Raw genomic sequence first — 15142 nt, forward strand, 5'->3', positions numbered from 1 at the left:
ACCTCTTCTAAAGAGAATTGCTGCGAGTAGATGATTTGATAGGAAGCTAATGCTTGGTGGCGAGGCTGGCCAAATCAAGCTGAATCTTCGTGTCTATCAAAACGGTCTCACTTAGGGCTATACGCTCTCCAGTGATCCATACATCTTGGGGCTGGAACCGATAGAGCCGTCGAGGGGAGGGGGCGAGGTAATCAACAGGCGATCGCTGCTGGCCCTTAGCTGCCCGCTTTAGCAGAAGGGGAATCACCCAATCCACATCCTCTGCTTCTACTTCAGCCGCAGTGCCAGAGAGATAAAGCCCTTGGCCTTTGCCCTCTTCCCGATCCGTACTGTAGATAGCGATCGCAGCCCGACCCTGGTTGGCATAGAGGTTTTGAGAGTGCTGGGCCACCATTGCTGAAGACCAGTACAGGTTCCAGTCAGAATCGTAGGTGAAGAAGAGTGGGGAGACCCAGGGCAAGCCATCGGGGGAACTGGTGGAGAGGGTGCCGTAGATAGTGCCCTCAAGGATTTTTCGTGCCCTGATGATTACCTCTGGAGTTTGACCATCAACAGTATTGACCCAGCCGTTCTCAGCTGTAGCGATAGACATAGTTTGCGGCCTTCTGGCAATAGCTCTATTCAGAATAAAGCGCTTTGCTGGCTCATGGGCTGAACCTCATAGCCCTCACTAATCCGTAAATTGGGTTGCTGACTAGCGGCTACTGCAAGGCGATCGCTGCCGATGGTACCTATCGCGGGCAAAGAGGGGCCAGCACTGAGCGGGGCGACAACGATGCCATCAGCCGCTATATCGACAATCAGCGCATGGAAAAGCTTCTGAAGCCGTTCATTGAGAAGATTCAGGGTGAGGCAAAAAAGCCGAGCCCCCAGCCATATTGGGGCATGCTGACAGAAGTGCTTTGTATGGAAACTAATCATCAAGTAAGCACAGAAGATAATCTCCCATAGATGCTCGATACTGGGGTAATCCGTCAAGCGAAAGTTGGCCTAGCCCAACTCGTTTTCACCTAACGGCTTGAGAGGCAATATGAGGGACAATCATTGATCCTACCCTCTTGAAACTTTTCCTTTTTCACTTGAATTTTCCTGCAGTAACTGAAGGAGAATTATTAGACAATTGAAAACAACAATAGATTTAGCGAACAACTGAATTACGCCAAGACATCAAGATAACAATCAGAAGTAACGCTTGAATAAACCAGGGAGCTAGAGTAAGACTTGCGAGCAAACTTAGAAGCGATACAATTGCGGCAAATATCCTGACCATCTCTTCCTGTGCCATTTTCCTGAGATACAGGGCAAAACAGGCGATCGCAAGTGAGGTTATAAGCGGAGTAAGCACCATGACAAACTAATCAATGACGAAATTTTTTTTTGCGGCATGTGAAAGAGAGGAGCAAAAGCCAACTGTTGATAGATATCTCAAACTAGTAAGCACATTCTGGAAGGCTCTCTTGTTGAGCCTCCACATCGCGCAAAGCAAATTGGCCGTGATGTAAGTGGTATTAACTCAGTAAAAAAAGAGTCAACGCAGAAGCAGAAAGAAGAATATTGAGCGCATAAAACTGAAGTTGCATGAATACCCATGCAACTTTTCGAATCCAACGAATGGATTACGAATCCAACCTAAATAGATTCCCAATAAAAACTGTAGGACAATCATCTTCAGGTTGATAAACTGAAGTAACTATCCTTGTCTTTCAACTAGGATCTGAAGCGGCTGTCAATTTATAGCAAAAACTTGGTGGGGTTCAAGTCGCACAGTGTTGCCACAGCGAAGCGATTACAGCAACTTCTGCTTGACTGTTCTTTCCCAGTGCCGAGCGGCAAAGTGATCAAAGTTTGAATTTGCAACTGCTTTTTCAGCAGACTTTAAGTGTCGATGAACGTTGGCATTCATTTTCCTAACAGGCTTAGTGGTTAACTCAGGTAAACATTTTTAGTATACCATGATACGGTTTGCAATTGATTTTTAAACAGCAATTAGTATGCCATCCGCCATAAATGAGTGATCGGGATTAGATTAATCTCAATGCTGAGCATTAGAAAAATAAATGTATTGACCCCAAAGTCAGCATATTTCCAAAAACTCAGCAGAGTATGAATGGCACCAATTCAACCCCCATGGCTTTGACTATACAGGGTCCGATTGGAAAGGCTACCTGACCGAGATAGGCCAGCGATACCCGATGAAGTGGGCCAGCCTAGGATGCAGCAATTGAGCCTGCTGTAGTGCGATTCAGAGTGGTTAGCGCAATTTTGAGAGCATTTCTGAGAACGCTTTTTTGAGCATTGCCCAAATGTACTGGGCAAAGCGTTGTGAACTGTTGAACGGTGGAATCACAATCCACTTATCCGCTGCAGCTAGGGTTGACGCCTAGTGCCCTAGCTACTCAACCAATCTCAAATGACCGCACAACGGAATCAGGGTCGCGATCGCACGTGGAGTCATCAGTGAAATGAAGCGATCGAACACTTCAGGGAATACTTGGACCATCTACCCCTCAAGGACAGGCTTGCAAGGCTGACCATCCTACAAATCCAGAACCCTATTTAGCCATGATCCGGAAGACGCTCAATGTATTTTTCCCGCTAGCGAGCGGAGTCATTTTGTTCCTGCTGGCGAAAGAAGCTTTCAATGCTGCCTTTCCTTTTGCCCTGCCAGCCTCAGTAATCCTGGGGCTAGCAGGCACACTCTCTGTCCTTTACGCTTTGGCGCAAATCAAATGAAGACCAAGACCCTTGGAATCTCGATTGTTCTTTTTGCCACTCTTCTCGGCGGCTGCGCTACCGTCCCTCCCGGCAATGTTGGGGTGAAGGTCTACCAGGCAGGCGGCAAGCGTGGTCAGATGGAAACCCTTGAGGTGGGGCGCTACGGTGTCAACCCGGTGACCGAGGACATCTACAACTTCCCCACCTACCGCCAGAACCTGGTTTGGGAGCGCAGCGACAACCCTGACCAGAATGAGCAGATTACCCTCAACTCATCTGAGGGCGCTAGCTTCACGGCAGACGTGGCTATCTCCTACAGCTTCGCCCCCGACAAGGCCGAGCAAATCTTTTCTGAGTTTCGCCAGTCCCCTGAAATGATTGCTGATGTCTACGTTCGACGCATGGTGCAGGACTCCTTCAACCGAGTCGGCTCCACCATGAAAGCAATCGAAATCTACGGAGAGCAGAAAAGCCTGTTCCTCGATACCGTCCTCAAGGAGATTCAGTCCGACCTAGATCCCCTCGGCTTCCAGGTCCACTCCATCAGCTTTGTCTCCCTCCGTCCAGACGCAGAGCTACAGGCTGCCATCAACTCTGTCATCACCGCCAAGCAGGAGGCTGAGCGGGCGCGACAGGAAGTAGAGAAGGCGAAGGCCAACGGTGAGGCAACGGTCGCCACCGCCCGCGCCCAGGCCGAAGCTAACCGCCTTCAGCAAGAGTCCATCTCCGCCGAACTACTCCAGCAACGTGCAATCGAAAAGTGGAACGGGGTTCTCCCTCAAGTGACGGGGGAAACCGTCCCGTTTATCAACCTCCAGCAACCCGCTCCGCCCGCCCAGTAGCCTGCACCGCGATCGCACATAAACGGTTCAAGCATCGCGGTCAGTGATCAGCACCGACCAAAATAAATCCCACCGGCCAGTGCAGCCAGTGGGAAATTCTCAGGATGTATCACAAATATGCTGAGCCTAGATTGCCCCGATTGGTCGAGGCCCGCGCAGGGGTAGCTGGATGGCTTAGCTGTGGCTTTGGAGTGGGTTGAGTAGTTGCGCCGGTGGGACAGCTAATACCTAGCAAGGGTATCCTGCTCTTGCTGTTGCATCAATCCCTCGGACTCTCGCTCAAGCCCATCTGCATAGCGCTGGTTTGACAAGTCGTGAAGATACGCACAACCCAGTGCGGCGGCAGAAAAGACTCCTACTATCGTCCACTAGACCACCAACTCTACAGTGCCTGTCACTTGTGCTCCACAAGTAGGGCACGGCTTCGCTTTGCTGCTCACGTCGCGGCCGCATTCCTTGCACTTGATAGCTGCCATCACATCGACCGCCATAACACCGCTGCAAGTTTAGCCTCAGGCAAATGCGATCGCCAGCCGCCAAAATTTTGGCCGAATAGCTGCTCGGAGAGGCAGCTCGGCTCATTCAAAGTCGATATTTCAAAAACCTGGTTGAGTCTAACAACTAAAGTCGGCGGCTGTACCCATTTGCATTGAAGACAGAGGTCTCTCATTAATCCGCTGCATTGACTGGTTGTCTTAATACCACCTTTGATCACTCCAACTCCTTATCTCGAAACACTTCACCGATCGTCCCTAATCCCCTATCTTCAGCATCATGGTCTGGAACGGTTGTAACTTAGTGGCGATCGCGTCAGAACACAGTCCAAACCGATTGCCACTGAGTATGTTTTGGATAAGCGCGATCGCTGACTCAGAATCTTAGTATCGCATTGACATATATCCGCTGCGGATATAGTATGAAGCATGGCTAAAAAGAATACAACCCATAAACCCCTTACTCCAGCAGTGTTTTATATCCTTCTTGCACTCTCCACACAGGAGAGCCATGGCTATGAAATCATGAAGCGGGTCGAGTCGGATTCACAGGGAAAGGTAAAGATGGGGCCTGGAACGCTCTACGGCTCGATTGGTCGCATGATCAAGGCGGGGTTGATAGGTGAGAGCGATAAAAAGATAGACCCAACAATGGACGACGAGCGGCGGATCTATTACAAAATCACCGGGCTCGGTAAAAAAGCACTCGCTGCGGAATTGGAGCGATACAGCGAAATTTTGATGGTTGCTCAACAAAAGCGAATCTTTCCGAATACTTTTGCGTATGACATCTGAACGCTTAATACGACGATACCGAAACTGGTATTCAAAACTGCTTCGTCTCTACTCAAAGCCGTACTATGAGCGCTTCGGTGAGGAAATGAAGCAAACTTTCACTGATATTCTCCGAGAGCGTGCCCAGGAAAGACGAGGGTTATTGGGTTGCGCTCTTTGGATGTTCATTGAAACATTTGCAGGAATTATGAGAGAGAACATAACAAATATCATTATGCAAAACAAAAACGTTATTTACCTTGCGCTCGGAACAGCATCCATATTGCTGCTGCCCTTGTTAGCGATGCTGTTTACCGATCAAGTAGTCTGGGACCTGAGCGACTTCATTGTTGCCGGTGCCCTCATCTTTGGTACGGGTCTTGCTTATGAACTGGTAGCGAAGAAAGGGGGCACTATGGCGTACCGAGTAGCTGTCGGTATTGCCCTTGCGGCAGCGTTCCTGCTCGTCTGGATGAACCTTGCCGTTGGGATCATCGGGTCTGAGGACAACCCCGTTAACCTGATGTATTTCGGAGTGCTCGCCATTGGAATCCTTGGTGCCACCATGGCGCGTTTTCGGCCACAGGGAATGGCACGCACGTTAATTACAACAGCACTCGCTCAGGCATTGGTTCCTGTGATCGCACTGATCATCAACAAGCCTCAGGTGACCTCGGTAGAAGCATCCATGGGTGTGTTAGGTGTACTGGGTCTGAACGCGTTTTTCGTCATGATGTTTATCGGATCAGCTTTGCTGTTTCGGCGTTCCAGAATCAGGCTATGAATTGGAGCTCAGGTGTGGTTAAACTCAGCGGAATGAATGGCTGCTCCGCTGAAGTCGCGAAAGTAATCACGACTTTGGAGCCCGAGCGAGGCTTGCGGGTAAGCTCAAAAGCACCAAAAATTCGTGTTAATCCCGTTGGCTGCCTTGTGATGTAATCCTGCACAAGGCTAATAAATTGTCTCCTGACTTGCTCGCAAGCCTGCGACCTTTCATCTACTGATACGTTGTTTTGCACCAGCACCTCTGCGAGAACACCACTATCGGTGTGTTACTGATAAGACTGCCAAGTTTCATCAACCTGCACTCCAAGTCGAATGTCACTCAATGCAATGGTTGCGTGTCCTCATCAGATAACGCTTCTGGCTGCGGCTACAAAAGAATTTGTAATCCCAAAAGTAACTCCGTTAGTCCGATGCACCAAAATGGTTATACTGCCTCTCAGCCGATGTATTCAACTTAGTCAGAGTACTAGCACGGTAGGATTTAGAGCTGATCGCGCGCGTCATCGACAATGCCTCCGACGGCAGCTCCAGCGGCCTGATGTGCGACAGTAGTACGACGGTTTGAGAACGCAAAAACGACTGCTTGCGCTCCCATATCCCTCATTCCTCTGAGGAGATAGACTGAGTCGCTTGTAGAGCTTGTACCAACACCTCAGCTGCTCGTTCACGATCGGAGGTGCCAAACAGCCCAACAATCCTATCCTGCGTCCGCGTCACGAACCGCCGTATCCCATGTGCCTCAGCCGGTGGCTCAGTATAGGCACGAGCGATCGCAATCAACGCCTGTGCGCGATCGACCGGCTCGACAATCAATTGCGCCGTTTGCAAAGCAGCATCAAACTGCCCTTGCTGAGCAAATCCTTGCACCACTGAGGGTAGGAGCCATTCGATGCCTTCACTTTGAGCCAGTTCCATTGCCTGCTCCGGTTGCCCAGCCGCAGCATAGCCCTGCACGATGTCTGGCATAAATCCCTCTAGCTTGCCGGTTTGAACGAGCTGCAATGCCTGCTCAGGCTGGCCTGCATCGAGATACCCAACTGCCACTTCTGACAAAATGCCTTTGACCTGCTGTGCCTGAACAACCTGCCACGCCTGATCTAGCTGCTCTTCTTGCAAATAGTGTCTGACGATGCCGATCATCGCACCGTTACGGTTAGGGTTAGACTCCGCTAGTTTGACTGCCTCGTCTAAATTACCTGCTGCAGCATAAGCGATCGCAATGTCTCCCAACGCCCCCTGCCGCTCGCTGACCGGCTGGATTTCCTCGACAATTTGCATGGCTCGCTCGAAGTCGCCAATTTTGGCATGGCCAACGGCTACTCGACCCAGTGCATCCGCATCGGCTCGACCTCGCAAGGCATTAGCGGGGGCGATGGCTTTCCCAACCTGATGGGCCTCTTCCAGTGTCGCCACGGCTTTGTCGTTTAGACCTACCTGCTGGTAAAGGAGCGCCGCATCGACAAATTGAATCACTTTATCGAGGGGAAGCGGGGCAGTAGGAAGGTTACGGATTTTGGGAAGGGTTTGATCAAGAACCGCGATCGCCCGATCGTTTGCGCCTAACTCCGTAAACTGTCGTGCCGTCCAAAGCAGAGCACTTCCCTGCAACGAAGCCCTTTCGGGGTTGTCGGTCTCCACAGTTTCCGCGCTCAGAATGGCCTGTTCTAGCACTATCTTTGCAGGTTCAGGATGCCCTGCTAGAGCTAGATTCATGCCCATCATGTTCAACGTTTGCGTTTGGTAGTAGGCATCGTCAATCGTTTGTGGCTGGCCGAGCGCTTCCTTAATCGTTTGTGTCTGGGCGATCGCTTCCTTTAGTAACTCGTCCGCTCGCCAAGATTGTCCTACGTCCAACAAATCAGCTGCAATCTCCGACAGGGCAAGTGGGGCTCCCATCCCGCTGGCTAGCGCGATCGCTAACTCAAACTGGCCCTCATCGGACAATTCCACAGCCCGGTTCATCAACGATTCGGTCGGAGAGGTGGCACTGCCACTACATCCGGTTGCCTCTTGGGCACGGGCAGTTTCAATGGCCTCTGTAACCTGTCGCTTGCCTTCTGTCTCCTGCCCAATCAGCCAGTAGCTACCCGCTACCTTGGCTAGAGAATTTGCTTTGAAGCAGGGTTGCATCGCCGCTGCTGCTTCCAGGGCCTGCTCAGAAATAGTGGCTGCCTGTTGCGAATCACCCAGCTTTGCATATTGAAAGGCGATGTCTGATAGCAATCTGGCTTGCAGATCCGGAGCGGGTAGGGCAAATGCTTGTTTCGGTGTAAGTATTCCAAGAGCGGGTAGGGCGGCCAGGAGGAGAAGTTTGGCACAGAGCACGTTAGATTTCATAGTGACTCGATAGAGCTAGGAAGTTTGAGTAAGAGGCTGTTATCTGAAAATGCACCCTTGATACTGAATTAGGTTCGAAACGGCGAAAAAAGCCATTTAAGCAACCTTTGAAACAGCCATGGGATGAGACTGTAAAAAGCAACATTGAGGGCAAATGCCTCAAGATTTGCATAGAAATAATCTTCTGGCCCGACCTTACCCCAGCCACTTGTAGGGGAATTAGCCTCCGTATCTTGAACAAACGGCAAAGGGAAGCCTGCCTGCTGCTCACCAAACATGCACTGTCCAATTTGGCAGGATTGAGCATCTCTGCAAAGTGTTTCACAATGAGCAGGTTGCTTGTAGCGCAAAGAGGCGATCGTCAACCCCATTGCCATCAAGATGCTCAGGCTAATCTTGATTCCTCTATGAGCTAAAGAATCACTGCTTGTCATTAGGAACTGACTGAGGATGCGATCCCGATATGGATAGCTTAGGACTACGAAACCTAAGCGAACCTGATCTACCCTCAACTCTGAATGAGTTTTTATTTTGGATGATTAATTTAAGAAGTTTTGCCAAGCAAGAGATGGAAACATTGACGACAGCGGCATGCATCGGTTCCCACTGTCCCTCTCTAGGAACCCTAACCGCTTCCCCCTGCCATAATGCACTTGCCGTCAAAGCCCTTAAGCATTGGCTCAAACCTTGAGCAGTTTGTAGAGCACCGGAATCAACGTCGCAGTCACAATTTGGCCATCCTTGGCCCGCAGGGTGGCTCAAAATGCGGCATTTAGAAGACGCTGCATTGCGTATCGTCGACGTCAGAATCTTTATGCCAAAACTCGGGCAGGGTTGCAGCGCAGCTTAGATGTTTAGTGGTTCATCTACAATTAGGTCAGACCGCACTGGTGATTAGGTAAACGGACAACCTTGGCAATAACGATAGGTCTCTGCTCTCGCCCCTTATCAACCCAGGAAATCTTTGTATGAGAAAGGTTCTATGTATCTCCTCTTGACGAACCAGTGTCCGATAAACTTGTTTCCTTAAAGTACCTTTTCTAGCCTTGTTTGTCTTAGTAACTCCGCAGTACGGTTGAAGCGTCAGCGATAATCTTCTCCCTCTCTCCCTTAGAAAGCAAATGCTTCTACCCTCCCTGCGCTTCACCCAACTGTTACTGTTGTTGATCACCCTACCGCTAGCGCTTCTGACACCTGTTGCTATGCCACTTGCAAGAGCGCAAGAAACTCCGAGCGAAATTGACCCGACTAGCTTTCAACGTGATGAAGAAGCTGAGCGTCTCTTATATCAGGGTTATGATCAGTTTAAGACCGATCAATATCAGGAAGCCCTGCAATCGTTTCAAGCTGCTTTAGAACGTTTTCGTCAGAATGGCGATCGCTACCAAGAAGCACATGCACTGTTTGGTCTTGGCCTTGCTTACGATTATATGGGGCAGCTTGAGCAAGCCATTGAGTCCTACCAGCAAGCCCTACAACTTTACCGAGAAACCAGCAATTACAACTGGGAAGTGTGGTCGCTCAATCGCGAGGGGGAAATGTGGTCGCTTATATCGATTGCAAAGGTGCTGATTGCTCAGAATCAAACTGACTTGGCAATTGACTATCTCAGGCAGTCTGTTGAAGTGTTTGCGGCAATCCGCGATGAATTGATGGCTCGGAATGTATACATACCTTCTAATTTTGATTCACTCAAAGAGCCTTACCACTGCTACGCCAAGCTGCTAAGACAGCAAAATCGCCCTCAAGAAGCGCAACAGGTGCTTGATTTGGTCAGGGAAGTGGAATAAAGAATCAGCGATCGAGCTTAATGATATGACCCTAAGCGTACTACGGGAAACCCGCATTCTCTCGTTGACTGGTTGTGGCAATAACACATAGGCTAGCTGCGCGCACAGGCAACCATACCGGCTCCAGAAATGCCTGTATAGCTCATGAGAACTAAGTGGACTCAAGTCGCAGCTTCGCTACTTTAAGGCTATCTGTTTGAGGCCAAAAGCCGCTAGCATAGAGCGCCGCCTGGGTACGATCGCGCAGCTGCAGCTGGCTCAGAATACTGGTGACGTGATTGCGCACTGTGCGCTCAGAAATGTAGAGCGTCTGGGCAATTTCGCGATTGCTGAGGCCGTTGCTAATCAGCTTCAGCACCTCCTGCTCACGGGGCGACAGCCCCTCTAGCTCAGGGGGAATCAGTTCGGCGGGGGCCGCAGGGAACTGAGTTTTTTCGAACAGCCCTGGCCCCATGTGGGTGTAGCCCTGGTGCACGGCGCGAATTGCGATCGCTAGCTGATCCACAGGGGTCTGCTTCAACAGGTAGCCCTTGGCTCCATAGCGCATGGCCTGCTGCACATATTCGTCATCGTCGAAGGTGGTGAGCACCAAAATCTTTACCCCCGGAAAGTCGTCGCAGATCTGACGAGTAGCGGCGACGCCATCCACCTGGGGCATGCGCACATCCATCAGCACCACGTCGGGTTGGCGGGAAGTGGCGTAGAGGGCAGCGACCTGATCGACAGCCTGCTGACCGTTTTCGGCCATGCCGACCACGGTGAGGTCGGGTTGAGCCTCTAGGAGGTTGGTTAAGCCCTGGCGGATGATGGTTTGGTCGTCGACGAGGAGGAGGCGGATCATAGGTGGGGGAGTGAGGGGTGGATTGAGTAGGGGCAGTCGCGATAGCACTGCACCGATCCTTAGGCGGGATAGTCGATCGCCATAGGCAGCGGCAGAATTACGCTGATGCGGCAACCTTCGTGGGGGGCACTCCAGATTTGGCAGGTGCCGCTGAGGGCGATCGCTCGTTCGCGCATGCCTCGCAGGCCGAAGCCTGTGGTGTTTTTGCTGGGATCAAAGCCCTGGCCGTTGTCGAGCACCTGGAGGTAAACGCGGCTGGGCTTGGCCCCCAACTTGACCTGCACAGTGGTGGCTTGGCTGTGCTTGACCACATTGGTAATCGCCTCTTGCACAATGCGAAACAGGGCCAGCGTGATGTCGTCGGGCAGGGGTTCGGGCAGCTCGACCGAGCAGTCTGAGGTGATGCGGGCCGATTGGCACAGCTCGTTGACTAAAAGGGGTACGGCGATCGCCAGCGATTGCCCCTGTAAAGGGTTGTTGCGCAGGGCTGAAACCGACTTTGACACATCCCGCAGGGTTTGATAGGCCGAGTCTTTGGCGTTGGTGAGGTAGCTACGGGACTGGTCGGCTTGGGCGGGTAGGTAGAGCAGGGCATTCTCTAGCAGAATGGTTTGGGCGGTTAGCGCATGGCCTAGGGAATCGTGGATTTCGCGGGCGATGCGGTTGCGCTCTTGCAGGGTGGCCTGGTTTTCGATTTGGGCGGCGTAGCGACGGAGCTGTTCGTGGGCGACGGCTAGCTCCTGCTGACTTTGATACACCGACAGCAGCGCATTCACCAGCAGTGACACAAACACCAGCACCAAGCCAAACACAAACATGGCGTTGGTTTGAAACACATTGATGCACATCTGGTCGGGGGGAAAGCCCACCTGCTGCAAGAGATCTTCGTGGATGGGAATGCCGCGATAGGCGATCGCCGCCGCGCCGTGAAAGAGAAAAATAATGGCTACCACCCCCACCTGGCCCCAGGTTTTGAACCGCTGGCAGCTGCGCACCACAACCACCAGACCCAGCAGCGGCAAAATGCGCATCATAGCGGGCACATGGGTCGTGGCTAGAGCCAACAGCAGCAGCAACCCTAGCTCCATGGTTGTGTAGAGCAGTTTGTGCGATCGCTGCACCGGTTGCCACAGCCCCACACCGCCCAGCAGGGCAATGATTAGCAGCTCTAGCCAGGCCACCCCCATTCCAAAGGCCACGCCAAAGGAGGGCAGGGTTAAGCAGACGGCAATGCCCAGCAGCACCCACTCGACGTAGAGCAGTTGGCGCCGTGGTGAGGAATGGCTGAGGTCAGCCCCAAAGGATGACGCATTCTGGGGGTCGGGCTTCAACGCGCTGAGGAACTCAGATTTCACCAAGGTTTGCTCCCAAACCAGCTAGCTGCCTCCCACTGTACAGGTCGCAAATGGCTGTGACCAGGGGCTAACCTCCCACTGCGGCCCGGCTTCAGTAGGACAAATCTCCTACCTCTGAGTCACTCTCACAGCGACATTTGCCCTAACAGGTTTGGGAGCTTTGCTTCAGGCGTGGGTTAAGGCCAGCTCCTTAGGATGGGGCTAACCCAACTGAGTTGGTTGTGTGTTCCATCTTTTCACTCCCTATCACCACTCTCGCTTCCCGTGGTCCCACTGTTGGGGCTAAGGGAAGCTTTCCTCACTACGGTTGCAGCTAGAGAACCTATGGCAAAGCATTTTTCAACTACCCCGGTAGCGGAGGAGCGATCGCCCGATGCCGATTCTGTAGATGTGGGGGCAAAGCCAAGGCGCTGGCTGCGCTGGCCCCTGTGGCTTTGGCTGCTGGGCTTGCTAGGCTTGCTGGGGCTGGTGCCGATTGTCGGCCCGCGGGTGGGGCTGTTGCCACCGCCTTCTCAACACCCGGCGACCAGTAGTGATCTCAATGCCTTGACCCAGCCGGTCGAAACCGCTGCGGTGACGGTGCGAGTAGAGGGGCGGGGCAGCGTGGTGGCGGTGACTACGGTGAATCTGAGCCCCAAGACCGCAGGCCGATTGGAGGCGCTCTATGTAGATCAGGGGGCCATAGTAGCGGCGGGGCAGGTGCTAGCCCGCATGGAGGTAGGCACGCTGGAGGCTGAGCTGGCCCAGCGTCGCGCCCAGCTAGCCCAGGCTGAGGCTGAATACAATCGCACCGTAGCAGGCAATCGGCCCGAGGCAATTCGTCGGGCTGAGTCGCAGGTGGCCTCAGCCCAGTCGCAGGTGGCGTTGGCAATAAGTCAGCGCGATCGCTTTCGTGACCTGGCAGCCCAGGGGGCAATTCCTCAAAACGAGCTAGATCAGTACGAAACTGAGGCCCGTAGCGCTGAGGCCAGTCTGAATGAAGCGCAGCAGCAGCTGGCCGAAACCGCTAGCGGCGCTCGCCCGGAAGAGATTGAGGCGGCGGCGGCGGCGGTGGCAGCAGCCAGGGCTCAGGTCGAGATTATTCAAACTCAGCTGGGTGAGGCGACGATTCGGGCTCCGTTTGGTGGGGTGGTGACGCAGACCTATGCAACGGTGGGGGCGATCGTGACACCGACAACCAGCGCTTCGGCGACGGCTTCGGCGACCTCGAGCTCAATTTTGGCCCTGTCTTCGGGGCTGGAGGTTGAGGTTGAGGTGGCAGAGGCGAGCATTGGTCAGGTGGCGGTAGGGCAAACGGTGGAGATTGTGGCGGATGCTTTTCCGCAGGAGTCTTTTAGCGGCCAGGTGAAGCGGATTGCGCCGGAGGCGCTGATTGAAAATAATGTGACGGTGTTTCAGGTGACGGTAGAACTGCAGACGGGACTGGATCGGCTGCGGTCGGGGATGACGGTGGCGGCGACGTTTGTGGGTGAGACGGTGGCGGAGGCGCTGCTGGTGCCGACGGTGGCGATCGCGACTGAGGATGGCCAGCTGGGGGTGCGGGTGGCGGATGGGTTGGGCAATCCGGTTTTTCGGCCAGTGACGGTGGGGCTGACGCAGGGGGGAAAGACGCAGATTTTGACGGGGGTGGAGGGGGGCGATCGCGTTTTTCTGGATATGCCAAGGGAGGAGGGGGGAGCGCCGTTTAGTCCGCCGTCGCCGCCGCCGGGTTGAGGCGGCGAGCAATTGAGGTCAAGAGCCAAGTCTGCCGCTGGGGCCATTTCGCAGGCCCCAGTCCCCCATCGAGCAGGACGTTCCGTCGTCCTGCACCTCACGGAAAAGATGGGCTAATCATCGGTTTAAACCTCCGTTCTGCGAATGAATCTGTGGGCAACTGCGATTGACCTCATCTCATATCCCCATCTTTCTCATCACCCTAGCCACCTTATCCCCTACTGCCTACCCTCCCACCCGCCTACTCATCCACCCATCTACCCCTATGTCTCTCAACCTTCTTGAAAACGCCACGATGGCTGTCAAAGCCCTGAACGCTAACCGGATGCGCAGCGGCTTGACGATGCTTGGCATTGTGATTGGCAATGCGTCGGTGATTGCGATGGTGGCGGTGGGGCAGGGGGCGCAGAGTTTTGTGACGCGGCAGTTTGAGGCGTTGGGGACGAATGTGCTGTTTGTGACGCCGGGGGATGCGCAGCGGGGGCCGCAGGCGGGGGTGGCGCGAGCCGATACGCTGACGCTGGCGGATGCGGAGGCGATCGCGGCGGAAGTCTTAGCTATCCAGGCGGTGTCGCCGGAGAAGAGTGAGCGGCTGCGGGTAACCCAGGGTGCGGCTGAGACCCAGGCCAATGTGATTGGCACTACGGCAGATTACCCGGTGGTGAGGAATGTGACGGTGGATCGGGGACGATTTTTGCACCCCGTGGATGCCCAGGGGGGCTTAACAGCGGCGGTGTTGGGCAGCGAGGCAGCGAAGATTTTATTTGGCAGCCAAGACCCGCTCAATCAACGGGTTCGCATTGATGGAGTGGGCTTTACGGTGGTGGGGGTAGCGGCGGCGCGGGGGGCATCCTTTGGTCAAAACCAGGATGAGGCGATTTATATTCCCATTGAGGCGATGGTGAGCCAGATTACGGGGCTGGAGGTAGGCCAAACCAGCCCCACGGTGCAGACGATCGCCGTGTCGGCCCGCAGCGAGGCCGATACCAGTGCCGCACAGTACCAAATTACAAATCTGCTGCGTCTGCACCATGAGCTGCGCGATCGCGACGACGACTTTACGGTGCAGAGCCAGCAAGAATTGCTGTCTACGGCGGCCAGTGTATCCGATATTTTGGTGCTGTTGCTGGGGTTTACGGCCAGCATTTCGCTGCTGGTGGGGGGCATTGGCATTATGAACATCATGCTGGTGTCGGTCACCGAGCGGACCCAGGAGATTGGTCTGCGCAAGGCGATCGGGGCCAAGGGCGCAGACCTAATGGCTCAATTCACCATCGAAGCGGTAATTTTGGCGGTTACGGGCGGGCTGGTGGGCGTGGTGTTTGGCGCTGGCGGCGTGGGGCTGGTGGCGCTGCTGAGCCCGCTGGAGGCAACGGTGAGCTGGGTGGCGATCGCCCTTTCCTTTTCGGTCTCTGGCGGTATTGGCCTGGTGTTTGGCATTTTGCCCGCCCGCCGCGCCGCCCAGCTCGACCCCATCGTTGCCCTGCGGAGCTAA

General features: G+C 53.8%; 13 protein-coding genes and 1 pseudogene. 8 read left to right on the forward strand and 6 right to left on the reverse strand.

Features of this window, described 5'->3' with window-relative positions:
- Positions 1 to 46: 46 nt before the first annotated feature.
- A complete protein-coding gene (locus tag NC979_RS23940; RefSeq protein WP_190522431.1) occupies positions 47 to 592 on the reverse strand; it encodes a pyridoxamine 5'-phosphate oxidase family protein in 546 nt (181 codons plus the stop codon).
- A gap of 95 nt (positions 593 to 687) precedes the next feature.
- Here NC979_RS23940 and NC979_RS23945 point away from each other — a divergent pair, with 95 nt between their 5' ends.
- Positions 688 to 951: a hypothetical protein gene (locus NC979_RS23945; RefSeq protein ID WP_190522433.1), complete on the forward strand. Its 264-nt coding sequence runs from the start codon at positions 688 to 690 to the stop codon at positions 949 to 951.
- A 1778-nt stretch (positions 952 to 2729) separates the two neighbouring features.
- Positions 2730 to 3557, forward strand: a complete 828-nt coding sequence (locus NC979_RS23950) for an SPFH domain-containing protein (RefSeq protein ID WP_190522436.1) — start codon at positions 2730 to 2732, stop codon at positions 3555 to 3557.
- A 368-nt stretch (positions 3558 to 3925) separates the two neighbouring features.
- Here NC979_RS23950 and NC979_RS25500 read toward each other — a convergent pair whose 3' ends face one another.
- Positions 3926 to 4048, reverse strand: a complete 123-nt coding sequence (locus NC979_RS25500; protein ID WP_199308976.1) for a zinc-ribbon domain-containing protein — start codon at positions 4046 to 4048, stop codon at positions 3926 to 3928.
- A 432-nt stretch (positions 4049 to 4480) separates the two neighbouring features.
- Between NC979_RS25500 and NC979_RS23955 the strand changes: the two genes are divergently transcribed.
- Positions 4481 to 4846: a PadR family transcriptional regulator gene (locus NC979_RS23955; protein WP_190522438.1), complete on the forward strand. Its 366-nt coding sequence runs from the start codon at positions 4481 to 4483 to the stop codon at positions 4844 to 4846.
- The gene (locus NC979_RS23960) at positions 4836 to 5609 is read left to right on the forward strand and encodes a hypothetical protein (RefSeq protein ID WP_199308977.1); all 774 of its coding nucleotides are present in this window, start codon (positions 4836 to 4838) and stop codon (positions 5607 to 5609) included. The genes NC979_RS23955 and NC979_RS23960 overlap by 11 nt, the downstream gene beginning before the upstream one ends.
- Positions 5610 to 6211: 602 nt before the next feature.
- Here NC979_RS23960 and NC979_RS23965 read toward each other — a convergent pair.
- Positions 6212 to 7948, reverse strand: coding sequence for a tetratricopeptide repeat protein (locus NC979_RS23965; protein ID WP_190522440.1), 1737 nt, complete (start codon positions 7946 to 7948; stop codon positions 6212 to 6214).
- Between the two features lie 68 nt (positions 7949 to 8016).
- A complete protein-coding gene (locus tag NC979_RS23970) occupies positions 8017 to 8382 on the reverse strand; it encodes a hypothetical protein (RefSeq protein WP_190522442.1) in 366 nt (121 codons plus the stop codon).
- A gap of 322 nt (positions 8383 to 8704) precedes the next feature.
- On the opposite strand from NC979_RS23970, the pseudogene NC979_RS23975 reads away from it, so the two are divergent.
- Both NC979_RS23975 and NC979_RS23980 read left to right on the forward strand, forming a co-directional pair.
- Positions 8705 to 8920: pseudogene (locus tag NC979_RS23975) on the forward strand (IS1 family transposase); the annotation flags it as partial.
- 149 nt (positions 8921 to 9069) lie between these two features.
- Positions 9070 to 9738: a tetratricopeptide repeat protein gene (locus NC979_RS23980; protein ID WP_190522444.1), complete on the forward strand. Its 669-nt coding sequence runs from the start codon at positions 9070 to 9072 to the stop codon at positions 9736 to 9738.
- Positions 9739 to 9889: 151 nt separating this feature from the next.
- On the opposite strand, the gene NC979_RS23985 is transcribed toward NC979_RS23980, so the two are convergent.
- Together NC979_RS23985 and NC979_RS23990 are read right to left on the reverse strand one after the other, a co-directional pair.
- Positions 9890 to 10579 carry a response regulator transcription factor gene (locus NC979_RS23985; protein ID WP_190522445.1) on the reverse strand — a complete coding sequence of 230 codons (690 nt, stop codon included), beginning with the start codon at positions 10577 to 10579 and terminating at the stop codon, positions 9890 to 9892.
- Between the two features lie 59 nt (positions 10580 to 10638).
- Positions 10639 to 11934 (reverse strand): ATP-binding protein, encoded by a 1296-nt coding sequence (locus tag NC979_RS23990; RefSeq protein ID WP_190522448.1) that lies wholly within the window; start codon positions 11932 to 11934, stop codon positions 10639 to 10641.
- A 324-nt stretch (positions 11935 to 12258) separates the two neighbouring features.
- Here NC979_RS23990 and NC979_RS23995 point away from each other — a divergent pair, with 324 nt between their 5' ends.
- Positions 12259 to 13647, forward strand: a complete 1389-nt coding sequence (locus NC979_RS23995) for an efflux RND transporter periplasmic adaptor subunit (RefSeq protein ID WP_190522450.1) — start codon at positions 12259 to 12261, stop codon at positions 13645 to 13647.
- 265 nt (positions 13648 to 13912) lie between these two features.
- Positions 13913 to 15142: an ABC transporter permease gene (locus NC979_RS24000; RefSeq protein WP_190522452.1), complete on the forward strand. Its 1230-nt coding sequence runs from the start codon at positions 13913 to 13915 to the stop codon at positions 15140 to 15142.

This window comes from Leptolyngbya subtilissima AS-A7 (assembly GCF_039962255.1).
Classification (GTDB): Bacteria; Cyanobacteriota; Cyanobacteriia; order Phormidesmidales; family Phormidesmidaceae; genus Nodosilinea.